This window comes from Mesorhizobium sp. M0701 (assembly GCF_040320365.1).
GTDB lineage: Bacteria > Pseudomonadota > Alphaproteobacteria > Rhizobiales > Rhizobiaceae > Mesorhizobium.
This window is the reverse complement of record NZ_JAMYPO010000056.1, coordinates 17,458-33,793: the sequence shown is the minus strand read 5'-3', so window position 1 is coordinate 33,793 and position 16,336 is coordinate 17,458. Positions and strand designations below refer to the sequence as shown.

General features: G+C 60.3%; 15 protein-coding genes and 1 tRNA gene. 10 read left to right on the top strand and 6 right to left on the bottom strand.

The genetic code is table 11. The features are described from left to right. The 3 genes from NKI24_RS31990 to NKI24_RS31980 form a co-directional block, all read right to left on the bottom strand. A partial coding sequence (locus NKI24_RS31990) for a calcium-binding protein (protein WP_352750359.1) occupies positions 1–1,205 on the bottom strand: 1,205 nt, incomplete at its 3' end. A 638-nt stretch (positions 1,206–1,843) separates the two neighbouring features. Beyond that, positions 1,844–1,918: transfer RNA gene (locus NKI24_RS31985), tRNA-Gln, on the bottom strand. Between the two features lie 115 nt (positions 1,919–2,033). Then, on the bottom strand, positions 2,034–2,378 hold the full coding sequence (locus tag NKI24_RS31980; RefSeq protein WP_352750358.1) for a VOC family protein: 345 nt from the start codon (positions 2,376–2,378) through the stop codon (positions 2,034–2,036). 187 nt (positions 2,379–2,565) lie between these two features. Between NKI24_RS31980 and ppdK the strand changes: the two genes are divergently transcribed. The 4 genes from ppdK (at position 2,566) to NKI24_RS31960 (ending at position 7,362) form a co-directional block, all read left to right on the top strand. Further along, the gene (gene ppdK, locus NKI24_RS31975; protein ID WP_352750357.1) at positions 2,566–5,244 is read left to right on the top strand and encodes a pyruvate, phosphate dikinase; all 2,679 of its coding nucleotides are present in this window, start codon (positions 2,566–2,568) and stop codon (positions 5,242–5,244) included. 135 nt (positions 5,245–5,379) lie between these two features. Beyond that, positions 5,380–5,961 carry a glycosyltransferase family 9 protein gene (locus NKI24_RS31970; protein WP_352750356.1) on the top strand — a complete coding sequence of 194 codons (582 nt, stop codon included), beginning with the start codon at positions 5,380–5,382 and terminating at the stop codon, positions 5,959–5,961. Further along, entirely contained in the window at positions 5,894–6,484 is a 591-nt protein-coding gene (locus NKI24_RS31965) for a glycosyltransferase family 9 protein (RefSeq protein ID WP_352750355.1), read from the top strand. The genes NKI24_RS31970 and NKI24_RS31965 overlap by 68 nt, the downstream gene beginning before the upstream one ends. Before the next feature lie 140 nt (positions 6,485–6,624). After that, positions 6,625–7,362, top strand: a complete 738-nt coding sequence (locus NKI24_RS31960; protein WP_352750354.1) for a polysaccharide deacetylase family protein — start codon at positions 6,625–6,627, stop codon at positions 7,360–7,362. Here the strand turns inward: NKI24_RS31960 and NKI24_RS31955 are convergent, their stop codons facing one another. Next, a complete protein-coding gene (locus NKI24_RS31955) occupies positions 7,363–7,752 on the bottom strand; it encodes a DUF427 domain-containing protein (RefSeq protein ID WP_352750353.1) in 390 nt (129 codons plus the stop codon). A gap of 125 nt (positions 7,753–7,877) precedes the next feature. Next, entirely contained in the window at positions 7,878–8,264 is a 387-nt protein-coding gene (locus NKI24_RS31950; protein ID WP_352750352.1) for a hypothetical protein, read from the bottom strand. Positions 8,265–8,439: 175 nt separating this feature from the next. On the opposite strand from NKI24_RS31950, the gene NKI24_RS31945 reads away from it, so the two are divergent. Then, complete coding sequence (locus tag NKI24_RS31945) at positions 8,440–10,068, top strand: fatty-acid--CoA ligase (protein ID WP_352750351.1); 1,629 nt, start codon at positions 8,440–8,442, stop codon at positions 10,066–10,068. An 83-nt stretch (positions 10,069–10,151) separates the two neighbouring features. Beyond that, a complete protein-coding gene (locus NKI24_RS31940; RefSeq protein ID WP_352750350.1) occupies positions 10,152–10,937 on the top strand; it encodes a DUF1499 domain-containing protein in 786 nt (261 codons plus the stop codon). 13 nt (positions 10,938–10,950) lie between these two features. Here the strand turns inward: NKI24_RS31940 and NKI24_RS31935 are convergent, their stop codons facing one another. After that, entirely contained in the window at positions 10,951–11,859 is a 909-nt protein-coding gene (locus NKI24_RS31935) for an MBL fold metallo-hydrolase (protein WP_352750349.1), read from the bottom strand. A 114-nt stretch (positions 11,860–11,973) separates the two neighbouring features. Between NKI24_RS31935 and NKI24_RS31930 the strand changes: the two genes are divergently transcribed. From NKI24_RS31930 to NKI24_RS31915, 4 genes are all read left to right on the top strand, one after another. After that, positions 11,974–12,564 carry a biotin transporter BioY gene (locus NKI24_RS31930; RefSeq protein ID WP_352750348.1) on the top strand — a complete coding sequence of 197 codons (591 nt, stop codon included), beginning with the start codon at positions 11,974–11,976 and terminating at the stop codon, positions 12,562–12,564. Between the two features lie 401 nt (positions 12,565–12,965). Beyond that, complete coding sequence (gene nusG, locus NKI24_RS31925) at positions 12,966–13,529, top strand: transcription termination/antitermination protein NusG (protein ID WP_352750347.1); 564 nt, start codon at positions 12,966–12,968, stop codon at positions 13,527–13,529. Between the two features lie 145 nt (positions 13,530–13,674). Next, positions 13,675–14,994 (top strand): UDP-glucose dehydrogenase family protein, encoded by a 1,320-nt coding sequence (locus NKI24_RS31920; protein ID WP_352750346.1) that lies wholly within the window; start codon positions 13,675–13,677, stop codon positions 14,992–14,994. Between the two features lie 39 nt (positions 14,995–15,033). Next, positions 15,034–16,311 carry a sugar transferase gene (locus NKI24_RS31915; RefSeq protein ID WP_352750345.1) on the top strand — a complete coding sequence of 426 codons (1,278 nt, stop codon included), beginning with the start codon at positions 15,034–15,036 and terminating at the stop codon, positions 16,309–16,311. Positions 16,312–16,336 lie beyond the last annotated feature (25 nt).

Sequence of the window (16,336 nt, the reverse complement as noted above, 5' to 3'; positions counted from 1 at the left end):
GAAAGGGCATAGCTCACCGCGCTGAGCACTTTGTCGGTGCCGCCGCCCACCGCCTCAATCACCTTGTCGCCGGCATTGTCGACATAGTATGTGTCGTTGCCGCCATAGCCGGCCATCGTGTCGGCTCCGCCGAGACCGTTGATGACATTGGCACCGGCATTGCCTTGGATGGTCTGGGCGAACGCATTGCCGGTCAGGTTGATGGCCGTGGTGCCGGACGGGCTGTTGGTGGCGAGAAGTTCGATTTCCGATCCGGCCTCAAGCGCATGACTTACGGAGGCGAATGCTTTGTCGGTACCGCCGCCCGCAGCCTCAATCTCCTTATCGCGGACATCATCGACATAATAGGTGTCATTGCCGCCATAGCCGATCATCGTGTGGCCGCCGTCCCCGTGAAACACATCGTCGCCGCTGGTGCCGTACAAGGTGTCGCTTGTGTCGACGGGAGGCGGAGTGGTCCCCGTCGTTGCAAGGTTGTGTTCCCGGAAAACGGCCTGCAGTTCCGAAGAGCTCTCCAACGCTGTGTCGCCTCGCTGTGAACCCCAGGCGTATGCGTAGTCGAAGGCGGGTGACGGAACCAGCTTGGCCCAGTGCTCCATCATGGTTTCCATCTGGGCGGCGGTGGGCACCACATATTTGCCACCCATGTCGGTGTTATACTCGCCACCTCCAAACGCCTGGTAGCCCGGAACGATCTGGCTCGTCGGGATGCCCGATGCCTGAGCGGCGGCGACGAATTTATCGATCATGTTGTAGTCGACCGGGCCATCCGTGCGGACGGGATAGACATCTATGCCGTAGTAATCGATACCGGTATTGGCGGGATTGTACGTGCCCCTAAAATCCGGATTCGCCGACGTCCCCAAGCTCATCATTGTGATGTAGGTCTTGGCGCCTGGAAAATGCTCATGAATCCAGTCGGATTCTGCCTTCAGATTCGCGGCGGAGGCGTAAGTGCCCCATTGGCCGGTGGGATCCGGCTCGTCAACTAGGAAGAACCCAAATACGTTCGGATTGCCGAGGAAAGGAGTAACCTTGTCGATAAAGGATTGGGTTACGCCGTTGGCCTCGTCGAGGTAGACCAAGCCTTTCATGCCCTCTGGCAGCTCATTGACCTGGTCAACATATTGCACGCTAGCCAGATTGAATCCGGCTTTTGCAATGTCCGTGCCGGATCCGCCCGACGTGTAATGGAGAGTCGCCATCCATAATCCCTCATTTTGATTCGATAGCGCCCCGCGGATGTCTGCCTACTAGAAGGTGTATATTAGCGCCAAATCACATACCTGCACGCCCTGATAGAATGATTGATCGGCGGCAGGATTCTCACGTTGCGGCGAAAAATATACTTACGGATAGTCCACATTGTGAGATAAAAAACAAATTTAAATGCAGACATGCCCACGTTGTTTTCCGAGAGATGCTTATTGATATTTCTGCGACATTATACTTGTTGATGGCAGTACAAGGTAATATGATCGCTGATGTTTAAAAAAGAAATTACATTTTAATTAAAATTAGTTTTATAATTGCGCTGGTTGCTACTAGAGAAGCGTTGGAGGCCGCTGACTTATCTGCAGAAGAGCGAAAAAATCTGATGTTTTGGATTATAAAAGTCTAGACTATAAGATCGAACGCCGAACCGGGGCAGAAAAACTGCTTTTCTCCACAAGATGCATTTGACTGCCGGCCAATTGAGCCGACATTAAACTAAGACGCCAGCCGGATCGCGCTCTCTGCCGGAGACACCAATTTGTTGTGGACAGATACCGCAGATACCAGTCCGCGACCAAGGTGTCTGCAACTGAGATTACGACTCGGGGGATCGTCAGAATTGGAGAACTGGCTGGGGCGCCAGGATTCGAACCTGGGAATGTCGGTACCAAAAACCGATGCCTTACCACTTGGCTACGCCCCAACAGCCGGAGCCTGCCCGCTGTGCGCGCGGCCTTATAGGACGAGCCGGGAGAAAGCTCAATGCCGACTATGCGCGACCGATCCACCAGTTTTGCAAATCGCTACTTTGAACGGATCTATTCACCCCACACCGCCATTTCATTGCCGGCCGGATCGACGAAATGGAACCGCCTGCCGCCGGGGAATGAAAAGATCGGCTTGACGATGGTGCCGCCGGCATTTTCGACGGCGCTCAATGCTTCCTCCAGCCTTTCGGAATAGAGCACGGGCAGCGGCTTGGCCGGCGCATCTTGGCCATCCGCCTGAAAACCGCCGTCCAGCCCTTCGGCAAAAGCTGAATAGGTCGGCCCGTAATCGGTGAACGACCATGAGAAGGCCGCGCTGTAGAAAGCCTTCACGCTGTCCAGCGTTCCGCCCGTCGCCGGCATTTCCAGATAATCGAGCTTTCCGGTCATTCTCATCGTTCTACCTTTTGTTCTCGTTATGTTCTACAACAAAGCCCTTCCAAAAAGCAAGTCTTTTCGGCGCCGCTTTTCCTTAATCGATTGTAGAGGCCAGCCGGCTTGGTCGATGCCTTGCCTTTCGCACTGCAGCATCATATCGCTCGATTTGCCAATATTTCCAATCTCCTGCAACCGGGGAGCAAGCATGACCAAATGGGTGTACACCTTTGGCGACGGCGCCGCGGAAGGCCGTGCCGGCGACCGCAATCTGCTCGGCGGCAAGGGCGCCAACCTTGCCGAAATGTGCAGCCTGGGCCTGCCGGTGCCGCCAGGCTTCACCATCACCACCGAGGTCTGCAACGCTTATTACGCCAACGGCCACGCCTATCCGGCCTCGCTGGAAGCGGATGTGGCGGTCGCCCTCGATCACATCGGTCGGCTGACCGGGCGCCGTTTCGGCGATCCGTCGAAACTGCTTTTGGTGTCGGTGCGCTCCGGTGCCCGCGCTTCCATGCCCGGCATGATGGACACCGTGCTCAATCTCGGCCTCAACGACGAGACGGTCGAAGCCTTGGCCGCCGATTCAGGCGATCCGCGCTTTGCCTATGACAGCTATCGCCGTTTCATCCAGATGTATTCCGACGTCGTCATGGGCCTCGACCATGAGGTGTTCGAGGAAATCCTCGAAGACCAGAAGGGCGGCCTTGGCCATGAGCTCGACACCGAGCTGACAGCCATCGAATGGCAAGGCGTAATCGCGCTCTACAAGGCCAAGGTCGAGGAGGAGCTCGGCAAGCCGTTTCCGCAGGATCCGAACGAGCAGCTGTGGGGCGCCATCGGTGCGGTGTTTTCCAGCTGGATGAACAACCGCGCGATCACCTATCGGCGCCTGCACGACATTCCCGAAAGCTGGGGCACGGCGGTCAATGTCCAGGCCATGGTCTTCGGCAATATGGGCGACACCTCGGCCACCGGCGTTGCCTTCACCCGCAATCCGTCGACCGGCGAAAAGCAGCTTTATGGCGAGTTCCTGGTCAACGCCCAGGGCGAGGATGTCGTTGCCGGCATCCGTACGCCGCAGAACATCACCGAGGCGGCGCGCATTGCCGCCGGTTCCGACAAGCCGTCGCTGCAGAAGCTGATGCCTGACGCGTTCCAGGCTTTCGTCAGCATCTCAGACCGCCTGGAAAAGCATTACCGCGACATGCAGGATCTCGAATTCACCATCGAGCGCGGCAAATTGTGGATGCTGCAGACCAGGTCAGGCAAACGCACCGCCAAGGCGGCACTGAAGATTGCCGTCGACATGGCCAGGGACGGGCTGATCTCGAAGGAGGAGGCCGTCGCCGGCATCGATCCGGCCTCGCTCGACCAGTTGCTGCATCCGACGATCGATCCAAAAGCGGCGCGCGATATCATCGGCGTCGGCCTGCCGGCATCGCCAGGTGCTGCCACCGGCGAGATCGTTTTTTCCTCGAACGACGCCGAGGAGGCCAAGACACAAGGCCGCAAGGCGATCCTGGTGCGCATCGAGACCAGCCCCGAAGACATCCATGGCATGCATGCGGCCGAAGGCATCCTGACGACGCGCGGCGGCATGACCAGCCACGCCGCCGTTGTGGCGCGCGGCATGGGTAAGCCTTGCGTTTCGGGCGCAGGCTCGCTGCGCGTCGACTACAAGGCCGGCACGCTGATGGCGATGGGATCGACGTTCCGCAAGGGCGATATCATCACCATCGACGGCGGCAACGGCCAGGTGCTGAAAGGCGCGGTACCGATGCTGCAGCCGGAACTCTCGGGCGATTTCGCCGCCATCATGGAATGGGCCGACGGCGCGCGCCGCATGAAGGTGCGCACCAATGCCGAGACGCCGCCGGATGCGCGCATGGCGCGGTCCTTCGGCGCCGAAGGCATCGGTCTTTGCCGCACCGAACACATGTTCTTCGACGGCGACCGCATCGTTGCTATGCGCGAGATGATCCTGGCCGATACGGAAAAGGATCGGCGAACGGCGCTGGCCAAGCTGTTGCCGATGCAACGCTCGGATTTCCTCGAACTGTTCGAGATCATGGCCGGGCTGCCGGTGACGATCCGCCTGCTCGATCCGCCGCTCCACGAATTCCTGCCCAAGACCGAGGAGGAGGTGGCCGAGGTCGCCGCTGCCATGAACGTATCGCCGGACAAGCTCAGGCGGCGCACCGAAGCGCTGCACGAGTTTAATCCGATGCTCGGCCATCGCGGCTGCCGGCTTGCCGTCTCATATCCCGAAATCGCCGAGATGCAGGCGCGCGCCATTTTCGAGGCGGCCGTCGAGGCCGGCAGGAAGGCCGGCGCGCTGGTGGTGCCGGAGATCATGGTACCGCTGGTCGGGCTGGTGAAGGAGCTCGACTTCGTCAAGGCGCGCATCGATGCCGTCGCCAAAAGCGTGATGGAGGAGACCGGCGTCAGGATCGACTATCTGACCGGCACGATGATCGAACTGCCGCGTGCCGCGATCCGCGCCCACGTCATCGCCGAGGCGGCCGAATTTTTCTCCTTCGGCACCAACGATCTGACCCAGACCACCTTCGGCATCTCGCGCGACGATGCCGCCTCGTTCCTCGAGACCTACCGGAAAAAAGGCATCATCGAGCAGGATCCCTTCGTGTCGCTCGACATAGAGGGTGTCGGCGAGCTGGTGCGGATGGCGGCCGAAAAGGGCAGGGCGACGCGGCCCGACATCAAGCTCGGTATTTGCGGCGAGCATGGCGGCGACCCGGCCTCGATCCATTTCTGCGAAAAGGTCGGCCTCGACTACGTCTCGTGCTCGCCATACCGGGTGCCGATCGCCAGGCTGGCCGCCGCGCAAGCGGCGGTGCAGGCTGCAAAGAACGGCCGCGGATAGGAGTTGGAGTCCACCGGCATCTGACCTTACCGATTTGTAACCGAATTCACGCGAACGTGCGTCTGTCGGCTCCAAATCCCGACATCGTTTCTGCCCAGTTTCCGGCCCCCTAACCCGCCCCGGTGCCAGAAACAGATGTTGCAGAACCCGCCCACGCACGTCCGCTCGATTCTCATCCTCCAGACGAAATTCATCGGCGATCTTGTCCTCGCTTCCGCGCTCGCCAGAAACCTGCGCCTCCAATATCCAAAGGCCAGGATAGTGTTCCTTTGCGAGGCGAACTTTGCCAGTTTCCTGTTGGCTCATGGCATCGCCTCGGACGTGGTGGCGTTCTGGCGCGTACGGATGCGTGGCACCCCTGTGCAGCGTGGTCGCGAGCTTTACGCGATGGTGCGCGCTCTGCGCCGGTTCCGGTTTGACCTGACCATCGACCTGGCCGATTCCAAAACCTCACGCATCATCGTCAGGCTCGTCAACGCCAAGACCCGCGTCGGATATGATCCTCCCGAAAAACCGTTGCGCTGGCTGGAACGCCAGCCCGCCAACATCCTGGCCAAGCCGTTTGGTTTTGGTGGCCAGCATTATCTCTACCGCTATCTTTCGCCGCTTGAGGCGCTTGGCGTGGAGTTGCGTGCGCCGGTCCCAACGATTGAGCCGCTGCCGCTGGACGACCGCCAGGGCATTGGCGCTTCTCGACCGGCATCATCTCCGGCGTAACGCCTTCATAGCCGTTCATGCAGGAGCGAGCTTCCGGGGGCGGCAATGGCAGCCGGAACGTTTTGCGCTGGCGATCGACGAGATCTCGCGGCAGATCGGGTTGGACTTCCTGCTTGTCGGCGGCCCCGATGAACGGGCATCTGCCGAGCGCATCGTCGCCAAGGCCGCTTCGCCGGTCGTCAACGTGGTCGGGGCGCTGTCGCTGGCAACGCTGCTGGCGATCCTCGGCCAGGCACGCCTGTTTCTGGGAAACGAGAGTGGCCCGATGCACATGGCCGCCGCCGCCGGAACGCCGGTTGTAGGCCTGTTCGGCCTGACCGACCCGGCCGTCTGGGGGCCTGTCGGCGTGGCCAGTGTTACGCCGCGGCCCTCCATGCCTTGCGAGTGCATAGCCAGGGACCTGTGCCGCCGACCCGATCCGAGCAAGGCTTGCTGCGTCTGGCGACTTGAGGTCAAAGCGGTGGTCGACGCGGTGCTCGCGATCCTTTCACGTAAGGTTAAGGACGTGGAGCACGCATTGTGACCTCGCGCTTGCCAAAGGTCAGGCCGGCGGTCAAATTGCCGCTGCCGACGCTTTTGCAGGGGCATCGTCCCGATTTCCGCCTTGATGGCGGTCTTGGGGTCGCCGCTTCAACTTTGATCCGGCCGACCTGGAAATAATCGATGCGTCCGTTCCAAAAGTATTTTTGCGCCATTGCGATATCGCTGTGGGCTGTTTCTCCTGGCAACGCCCAGTTGCTCGTCGCACCGACGCTGCACATCAAGGCCGAGGCGGGCGGCGGCCGCGTCGCGCTGACGCTCGATGCGTGCGGCGGAAGGACCGACACACGGATTCTCTCGGCGCTGGTGGAAAACAAGATTCCCGCCACCATTTTCGTCACCGGCATCTGGCTGAAGCACAACGCCGCCGCCGTCGAGATCATGCGGGCGCATCCCGAACTGTTTGAATTGGAAAACCATGGCGGCCGCCATGTCCCGGCCGTCGACACGCCGCAAAAGATCTACGGCATTCGCAGTGCCGGCAGCCCGGAGGCCGTGCTGGCCGAGGTCGAATCGGGTGCTGCCGCGCTTGCCGTGACCGGCGAACCGGCGCCGAAATGGTTTCGCGGCGCAACCGCCGAATACAGCCCGTCGGCAATCGCGATGATACGCAAGCTTGGTTTCAAGATCGCCGGATTCTCAATCAACGGCGATGGCGGCTCATTGCTCGGCGCAAAAGAAACCGCCCGGCGCATTGCCGCGGCGAACGACGGCGACGTCATCATCGCTCACATCAACCAGCCGACCCATGCGGCCGGCGAAGGCGTGGTGCAGGGCCTTCTGGCGCTGAAGGCCAAGGGCCTCACCTTCGTGCGTCTCTACGATGCCGACGGCGTCGGCGATGAAGGCACCACCGACTGATCAGTCGGGCGTGGCCTCGATGGTCACCTTGTTCGGATAGAACGCGCCGTGGTCGCGAATGTCTGACATCTCGTCGAACGGCCGCTCGTAGGCCCACATCGCATCCTTGCCTGCATCGCCGGCGGGCAGCACGCTCCAATAGCTGGCATCGCCCTTATAGGGGCAATGGGTCGAATGTTCGGTCTTGCCAAGCTGTTTGAAGTCGATGTCGCCGAACGGAATGTAGAAAACCGGGGGGTAGGGCGATTCGGTCAGCACTTTGACCTTGTTGGACGAAGCGATGACGACATCGCCGGCGCGCACCTTCACGGTGCCCTTGTAAGGCTCGACTCTGATGACCTTGCCCGGATTCTGCTGAAAGCCGGGTGACGGGTTTGCGATCTGGTCCATATCCGATTTCCTTGCCTCTACCCCAAGATGTGTCTGGCAATTGCGTTGCGCAAGACCTGCCAGCCACCGGCGGGCATCGCCCGCGGGTGGCAGTCTTGCGCTTTCCTCCGGTATCCCGCCTAAAATCAGGCGGCGGCCTGGAAAGCGTCCATCAGCCCGGCATACGCGGCGGCAATGCCGGCCACCGGATTGGTGCTTTTCAAGGTGGTCTCGACCTTCAGCGCACCACCGCTGGTCGGCAAGGTGAGCAGCAGGAACTGGCGATTGCCGCCGTCGCCGACGCAGGCGGCAGCGACGTGCTGACTTTCGCCCTCGTTCTCGACGCACATCTTGAACAAGAGCGTGCCGCCGACCGCCTCGAGGGCGCCACCGACGACCTCGACGAATTCATCTTCGGAAACGGCTTTGGCGTCAGGCACCAGATCGGCCTGCGCGACGTCGGCCGCCACCAGATCGGCCAGGCTTTCGGCAAGCGTATTTTCGAGGGCTTTGTCGTCGAGCTGCGCGTCCATGCGAACCTCTTTCATTCGCCAATCGCGCCCCGCCGTTAATCAACGTTAACGCCGAGCATGGCCGGATTGTGGCGAATTCGGCCTCAATTGGCTCCATGCCCCGCTCCAGCCCGATCCTGGCTGGACAATCCACCGGTTCGTCCCACAATGGCGAAAAAATAACGGGAGGAACAAGATGCTCGGGCTGATGCAGGAATGGCCGCTGCTTTGCCATAAGCTGATTGACAACGCCGAGCGGCAGCACGGCAGCCGCGAAATCGTGTCGCGTTCGATCGAGGGGCCGATCGTGCGCAGCACATATGCCGAAATCCATGATCGTGCCCTGAAGGTCGCCGAGCGGCTCGAGCGTGATGGTTTCGGGCTTGGCGACCGCATCGCGACCCTGGCCTGGAACACCGCGCGCCATATCGAGGCCTGGTACGGCATCATGGGTGTCGGCGCCATCTATCACACGCTCAACCCGCGGCTCTTTCCCGAGCAGATCACCTGGATCATGAACAATGCCGGGGACAAGGCGATCTTCGTCGACCTGACCTTCCTGCCTCTGCTCGAAAAGATCGCCGGCGCGGTCAAGTCGCTGAAGCAGGTTATCGTGCTGACCGACAACGCGCATATGCCGGAGACTGCGCTGCCCAATGTGGTTGCGTACGAAGAATGGCTTGCTGAAGCCGACGGCAACTTCGCCTGGAAGACTTTCGACGAAAACACCGCCGCCGGCATGTGCTACACCTCGGGCACCACGGGCGATCCGAAAGGCGTCCTCTACAGCCATCGTTCGAACGTGCTGCACGCCATGATCGAAGCGATGCCCGACGCCATGGGCCTGTCGTCGCGCGATACCGTATTGCCGGTCGTGCCGATGTTTCACGCCAACGCCTGGGGCCTTGCCCAGAGCGCGCCGATGATCGGCGCCAAGCTGGTCATGCCCGGCTGCAAAATGGATGGCGCTTCGATCTACGAGCTGCTCGACACCGAGAAGGTGACCTTCAGCGCCGCCGTGCCGACGGTGTGGATGATGCTCCTCCAGCATCTGGAAGAAACCGGCAAGAAACTGCCCTATCTGCAGAAAGTCGTCATCGGAGGCGCGTCCTGTCCACGCGCGATCACGACGAAGTTCCAGGACAATTACGATGTCCAGGTCGTCCACGCCTGGGGCATGACCGAGATGTCGCCGCTCGGCACGCTGTGCACCCTGAAGCCGGACTATGCCGGGCTGAAGGGCGAGGCCCGCCTCGCCGTCCAGCAGAAGCAGGGCTTTACGCCGTTTGGCATCGAAATGAAGATAACGGATGACGACGATAACGAGCTGCCATGGGACGGCAAGACCTTCGGCCGACTCAAAGTCCGCGGGCCGGCCGTCGCGCGCGCCTATTATGGCGGCATCGGATCCGAACAGTTCGATCAAGACGGCTGGTTCGATACCGGTGATATCGCGCATATCGACCCCGGCGGCTACATGCAGATCACCGACCGCGCCAAGGACGTGATCAAGTCGGGCGGCGAATGGATCTCGACCATCGAGCTCGAGAACCTCGCTGTCGGCCATCCCGATGTGGCGGAGGCCGCCGCCATCGGCATTCCGCATTCGAAATGGGGCGAGCGGCCTTTGCTCGTGGTCGTGCGCAAGCCGGGCAGGGAGCCGACCAAGACCGACATCCTCGCTTTCATGGACGGCAAGGTGGCGAAGTGGTGGATGCCGGACGACGTCGCCTTTGTCGGCGAAATCCCACACACCGCTGCCGGCAAGATCCAGAAGATTACCTTGCGACAGCAGTTCCGGGATTATCACCTGCCGACGGATTGACCGGAGATGCGGCGTCTTTGCGCCTTCAAGCCGCCGCTGAAAGGCACTATGCCTGTGTTCGGGTTGGGGCAGCGCGGAAAACAATGACGGGAATTCCCGAGCGACAGACGTCGAGGGCTGCCGGTTGGTCGCGGCGCGCCGGTGCTTTTTCGACAGTCCTGCTGCTGGTCGCTCTCATCGGCCATCGCTATGACCTCGTCGAGACGCCCCCATTCCTGTGGGTGCTTTGCATTGTCGCCTTGCTGGCCGCGTTTGCGCTTTTGTTCGCCGGGTTTGCCTTTGCGCGATTGTGGAATTTCGGTGATCGCGGCGGCCATGACTTGATCGTCGGCGCCTTGCTGGCGGTTCTGGTGCTCATCCCTTACGGCGTCGCGGCCTATTGGGTGGCCACCTATCCGCCACTGCGCGACATCTCGACAGATCTGGACGACCCACCGGTGCTCGATATTTCTACCCGGACTAAGGACATGAACGAGCTTTTGCCGCCGACGCCCGGCGAGCAGCGCCTGCAAATCGAAGCTTACCCGCTCGTTACCGCACGCAGCTACACCTTGCCTTTCGATCGCGTTCTGGAGGCGGTCAAAACCGTGCTCGATCGGCGCGGCTGGCAGCTCACGGCGCCGTTTCCCGACACAGCAGGGCAAAGCGACGTGACGGTCGATGCGCTGGCCAAGAGCTTGCTGCTTGGCCTTCCCGCCGATGTTGCCATCCGCGTGACCGACGATGGTGATGTGGTCATCGTCGATATGCGCTCGGCCTCGCGTTACGGCCGCTACGACCTTGGCGACAATGCAGCGCGCATCACCGATTTCCTTGCCGAACTCGACCAGGAAGTCGCCGGCCAGGTGGGCGTGGCGCCGGCGGAATGATATCTGAAGTGTGCTACGTTGCCGGCGAATAGATGCCGTCGATAGCCGGCGCGCCATCGGTGTGGACCAGGCCGCGCGCCACCAGGTCTTCCAGATGGGCAAGCACCGACAGGCCGGCCGCCCCATGCAGGCGCGGGTCGGTGTCTCGATAGATCACCTCCACCATGTCCTTGATTGCCCGGTCGCCGCTGTTGACCCGCTCAAGAATTGCCCGTTCGCGCATTTCGCGATGCGTTTTCAATCCGCGCATGAAGCTGCGCGGCTCGGTCACCAGCCCACCATGACCGGGCAGCAGCAGCCGGTCGTCACGTTCGATCAGCCGATCGAGCGATGTCATGTACTCGGCCATCGCGCCATCCGGCGGTGCGACGATCGTGGTTGCCCACGCCATGACGTGATCGGCCGAGAAAAGGATGCCGGTTCGCTCCAGCGCGAAGGCCGCGTGATTGGCGGTATGGCCGGGCGTCAGCACCGTCCGGATCGCCCAGCCGTCACCGTCGATCACCATATCATCCGGCAGCGCGACGTCTGGAACGAACTCGATGTCGGCGCTGGCATCGAGCGGATTGACCTCGCCGGTGCGCAACGGCCGCGCCGGGCGATGCCGGCCTTCCGCCAGAATTGCCGCACCTGTGTGCTGCTTCAGCCGCACTGCCAGCGGCGAATGGTCGCGATGTGTGTGGCTGACGAAGATATGGCTGACCGGCCTGGTCCCGATCGCTTCGAGCAGTGTTCGAAGATGTGCCTCGTCATCCGGGCCGGGATCGATCACCGCCAGCGTCTCGCGCCCGACGATATAGCTGTTGGTTCCGTGAAAGGTGAACGGGCTTGGGTTCGGGGCCGTGACGCGTTGAATACCAGGCGCAACGGCTATGCCCTGGCCGTAGGCCGGATCGAAGCGTGTATCGAATTTCAGCGCCATGCGAACGTCGCGACCTTTTTTGGGGCAAGGGCAAAACCGATTGCCGCATAGCACGGAAGCCAATATAGGAAAACGCAAGGCCGCGTTCGGCGGCAATCCGGAACGGGGAAGACCATGGCAATTGCAACGACGATGCGTCCGCTTATTTCTCTCGCTCTGCCTGAAAAGGGCGCGGCCCGGCTGGCAGGACAGCTTTTGCTGGCGATCGCCGGAACGTTGCTGCTGATCTTGTCTGCCAAGACCAAGGTCATGCTCGGACCGGTCGATATCTCGATGCAGACGCTCGCCGTCTTGCTGATCGCTGGCGCCTTCGGCATGCGCCTTGGCGTCGCCACGCTGCTTCTCTACATGGCTGAGGGTGCGTTGGGCCTTCCGGTCTTCCAGAGCACGCCCGAAAAGGGCATCGGCATCGCCTACATGCTCGGTTCGACCGGCGGTTATCTTGCCGGCTTCGTCGTCATGGCGGCGATCGTCGGCTGGGCTGCCGACCGTGGCTGGGATCGCCATCCTATCAAGCTCTTCAATGCCATGCTGGTGGCCGAGATCGTCATGATGGCAATGGGCTTTGCCTGGCTGGCGCTGTTGATCGGCCCGGAAAAATCCTGGCAGTTTGGGGTGTTGCCCTTTATCGTCGGTGATCTGATCAAGGTTGCGCTGGCCGCGAGCCTGGTGCCGGCTGTCTGGTCGCTGTTGAAGCGTTCGTGAAGCCGGTCGAGCGGTGATAACCTGTTCTGCGCGACAGTGATTTTTCACCGTAGTTGGTGTGGCCGTGCAGGATCTTTGTCGCTGGCGGCAGGCTTGTGCGCGACGCCATCCGTCACATTAGCTTCAAGTCGACGGACTAAGTACCAGAACCAACGGGCGATTCGTCACGACCAGCGTAACCAAGCACCTACGTATGGAAATAAATTGCTCGACATAGCATCTCAGCCAGCTGAAAAAGAAAGCGGCTCGATGATTATTTAGGCACAGCTAAATTTCTGGACAATGTGTAGGAAATTCTTAACCCAACCGCCTTGACTTTAGTGGCTTGGTTGCTTGCTGGTATCCACCACTGTCGTAACCGTTGACCTGAGATCATGCCGCCGACCGCCGAAGGAAGACACGTGAGTAGCGCGGAAAAAACAACGAGCAAGGCAACAGCCCTGTCGCCCGAGCCGACCGCGGCGCCGGCAACCCGCTGGTACGCGGCCAGCGTCTTTCCCGGAAAGGAGCATGTCGCCGAACGGCATCTCCGGATCCAGGGATTTCAGCCGTTTGTGCCTCGCTGCGAGAAAACCGTGCGTCATGCCCGGCGGCTCGAAACCCGGTCTGCGGCGTATTTCCCCGGTTATATGTTCATCGCCCTTAACGTTGCGCTGCAACGTTGGCGCTCGGTCAATGGAACATTCGGTGTGCGTTCCCTCGTCACGCAAGGCGACCGGCCTTTGCCGGTCCCCTCGGGTCTGGTAGAGCGTTTCATTGCGTTGACCGGTAAGGACGGGCTGCTTGATTTCAGTGGAGGCCTCGCAGCAGGCGCCTCGGTGCGAATCCTTTCGGGCCCTCTCGCGGAAACGATCGGTCGCCTTGACCGGCTTGATCCAGCCGGAAGGGCTCGGGTTCTAGTTGCCATCATGAATGGCGAGATCCCTGTCGATCTGGATGCCAGGGATCTAGTAGCCATCGCGTAGTCGCAAGCGTAAGGCGCGGCGAGGCGATGTAAATCGTTGTAGGATCGGCTCTCGGGTTTTCACCCGGGAGTGCGGTAGCCGTTGTTAATGGGATACGCGCTGTGTGGCGAAGTTGCCTCATCGGCGCTGATTGAGAGTACGCAATATGCGAATAACAATGATTGGTGCCGGCTATGTAGGGCTCGTCTCCGGCGCCTGTTTCGCCGATTTTGGCCATCAGGTCTGCTGCGTCGATCGTGATGCGGAAAAGCTTGCCATGCTCAAGCTTGGCAAGATACCGATCTACGAGCCAGGGCTCGACGATCTCGTCGCGACCAACACCCTGCAAGGTCGCTTGCGATTCGACGACAATCTGGCGGATGCGGTTTCTCAATCGGATGTCGTCTTCATCGCCGTGGGCACGCCGTCACGGCGTGGCGACGGGCATGCCGATCTGTCCTTCGTTTACGACGCGGCCGCCGAAGTTGGTCGCGCACTCAAGGGGTTTACGGTCGTGGTGACGAAATCGACCGTCCCCGTCGGTACCGGCGATGAGGTGGAGCGAATTATCCGCGAGCAAAATCCCGCTGCCGATTTTGCGGTGGTTTCCAATCCGGAGTTTCTTCGCGAAGGATCGGCGATCGAGGATTTCAAGCGGCCCGACCGTATCATTGTCGGAACCGATGCCGAACGGGCAAAAGCCGTCATGGGCGAGATTTACCGGCCGCTTTCGCTGAACGCCGCGCCGATATTCTATACGAGCCGCCGTACGGCTGAGCTTACCAAATATGCTGGCAACGCATTTCTGGCCATGAAGATCACCTTCATCAACGAAATTGCCGATCTCTGCGAGCGGTTGGGGGCCGATGTGCAGGACGTCGCGCGCGGCATCGGCATGGACAACCGCATCGGCGCAAAATTTCTTCATGCCGGGCCGGGTTACGGTGGCTCCTGTTTCCCGAAAGATACGCTGGCACTGGTCAAGACTGCGCAGGATGCGGCAAGTCCGGTCCGGCTTATCGAGACGACGGTCTCTATAAACGATCAGCGCAAGCGGGCGATGGCTCGCAAGGTGGTCGAGGCCTGCGGCGGCTCGGTTCGCGGCAAGACCATCGGTATCCTGGGCCTTACGTTCAAGCCAAACACCGACGATATGCGCGATGCCCCCTCATTGGCGATCATTCAGGCGCTCAAGGACGCGGGCGCTTCGATCAGGGCCTATGATCCGGTCGGCATGGAGCAGGCGCGCAAGATGATCGAGGGCATTGAATTCGGGGAAAGCGCCTACGCTGTGGCCGACGGTTCGCATGCGATCGTCATCGTCACCGAGTGGAACGCGTTTCGGTCATTGGATCTCAAGCGGCTTCATGCACTTATGGCGACGCCAGTGATGGTCGATCTTCGAAACGTCTACCGCGGCGAGGACGTCGTGAAGGAAGGCATAGCCTATTCGAGCGTTGGCCGAGGGCGGCATCCGGTCCAGTGAATTTCCAGGTTTCATGGGGCCCGATTCGCGGGATTCAAATTGATCGCCACCACCATCCATTTACCCAATCGAAGGCACCTCCTGCTCCGGATGCGCTTTCAACTGCTTGGCGGATTGACATTCGCGATTCTGCTGCCGGCGCTGGTCCGCATGTCGGTTGATCCCCGGGTAATCTGGTCATCGAACATGCAGGCTACGATTTTTGCAGCATTCATCGCGCACACGACAGGTTATTTCTTTTACAAGCGCATCGGCAATTTCCCGGGAGTCGCAGCGGCTGGTTACATTTTGCCGACCTTCGCCCTGACCTACGGCTTGGTGTTCGCTACCATTTTCTTCTTCAGGTTCGATTATAGCCGGTTCCAGGCTGCAGCGAGCTTCATTCAGTCGACATTGTGGTATTTTGGCTTGAGCCTGGTCACGCGTAGGCTCGATGCACACCGGCTGGCGATAATTCCTGGCGGCGACGTCCATAGGCTGGAGAGCATACCGGGTGTGAGCTGGCACAGAATTCATTCACCCGACATGGTCGTCGAGTACGCGACCGGTGTGGTGGCCGACCTTCGAGCCGACCTTTCGGATAACTGGGAGCGATACATCGCCGACCGCGCGCTCTCGGGAACACCGGTCTATCATGTCAAGCAAATCAGCGAATCGCTCACAGGCAGGGTAGAGATAGAGCATCTCTCTGAAAACACTCTAGGCTCCTTGAATCCAAACCAGGCTTACCTGAAAATAAAGCAGGCGATAGACTGGGTTTCTGCGTTATTTGTGCTTGTTGTTTTCTCACCATTGCTGTTGTTCGTGGCGATTGCGGTTAAGATCGATTCGCCTGGACCGGCGCTATTTAGACAGAAGCGAATGGGTTATCGAGGACATCCGTATGAGGTCTACAAGTTTCGAACGATGAAGCTCAGCGACACGGCTGTCGACGAGAAGGAAGCGGCCATCACGAAGGCCGGCGACACACGTATCACCCGATTGGGGCAGTTCTTAAGAAAATCCAGGATCGATGAGTTGCCGCAGGCCTTCAACATCCTGCGCGGCGAGATGAGCTGGATCGGTCCGCGGCCGGAAGCACTCGTACTGTCGACTTGGTACCAGGCGGAGCTGCCATTTTATCGGTACCGGCACATTGTTCGCCCTGGCATTACCGGATGGGCGCAAGTCAACCAGGGCCACGTTGCGGCTGTGGACGATGTCTTGGAAAAACTTCACTACGATTTTTACTACATCAAGAATTTCTCCCCTTGGCTCGACGTGCTGATTGTGTTTCGTACCATCCGAACCATGCTGACAGGATTTGGTGCGCGTTGACCTAGCTGCGAAGGGCAGCCGGTAC

What these genes read in the sequence shown, in the direction of transcription:
- NKI24_RS31935 (WP_352750349.1), bottom strand. Translation starts at nt 11,859, where the DNA reads ATGGCGCTGAAATTCGATACACGCTTCGATCCGGCCTACGGCCAGGGC.
- NKI24_RS31980 (WP_352750358.1), bottom strand. Translation starts at nt 2,378, where the DNA reads ATGAGAATGACCGGAAAGCTCGATTATCTGGAAATGCCGGCGACGGGC.
- ppdK (WP_352750357.1), top strand. Translation starts at nt 2,566, where the DNA reads ATGACCAAATGGGTGTACACCTTTGGCGACGGCGCCGCGGAAGGCCGT.
- NKI24_RS31945 (WP_352750351.1), top strand. Translation starts at nt 8,440, where the DNA reads ATGCTCGGGCTGATGCAGGAATGGCCGCTGCTTTGCCATAAGCTGATT.
- NKI24_RS31955 (WP_352750353.1), bottom strand. Translation starts at nt 7,752, where the DNA reads ATGGACCAGATCGCAAACCCGTCACCCGGCTTTCAGCAGAATCCGGGC.
- NKI24_RS31920 (WP_352750346.1), top strand. Translation starts at nt 13,675, where the DNA reads ATGCGAATAACAATGATTGGTGCCGGCTATGTAGGGCTCGTCTCCGGC.
- NKI24_RS31940 (WP_352750350.1), top strand. Translation starts at nt 10,152, where the DNA reads ATGACGGGAATTCCCGAGCGACAGACGTCGAGGGCTGCCGGTTGGTCG.
- NKI24_RS31970 (WP_352750356.1), top strand. Translation starts at nt 5,380, where the DNA reads ATGTTGCAGAACCCGCCCACGCACGTCCGCTCGATTCTCATCCTCCAG.
- NKI24_RS31960 (WP_352750354.1), top strand. Translation starts at nt 6,625, where the DNA reads ATGCGTCCGTTCCAAAAGTATTTTTGCGCCATTGCGATATCGCTGTGG.
- NKI24_RS31950 (WP_352750352.1), bottom strand. Translation starts at nt 8,264, where the DNA reads ATGGACGCGCAGCTCGACGACAAAGCCCTCGAAAATACGCTTGCCGAA.
- NKI24_RS31930 (WP_352750348.1), top strand. Translation starts at nt 11,974, where the DNA reads ATGGCAATTGCAACGACGATGCGTCCGCTTATTTCTCTCGCTCTGCCT.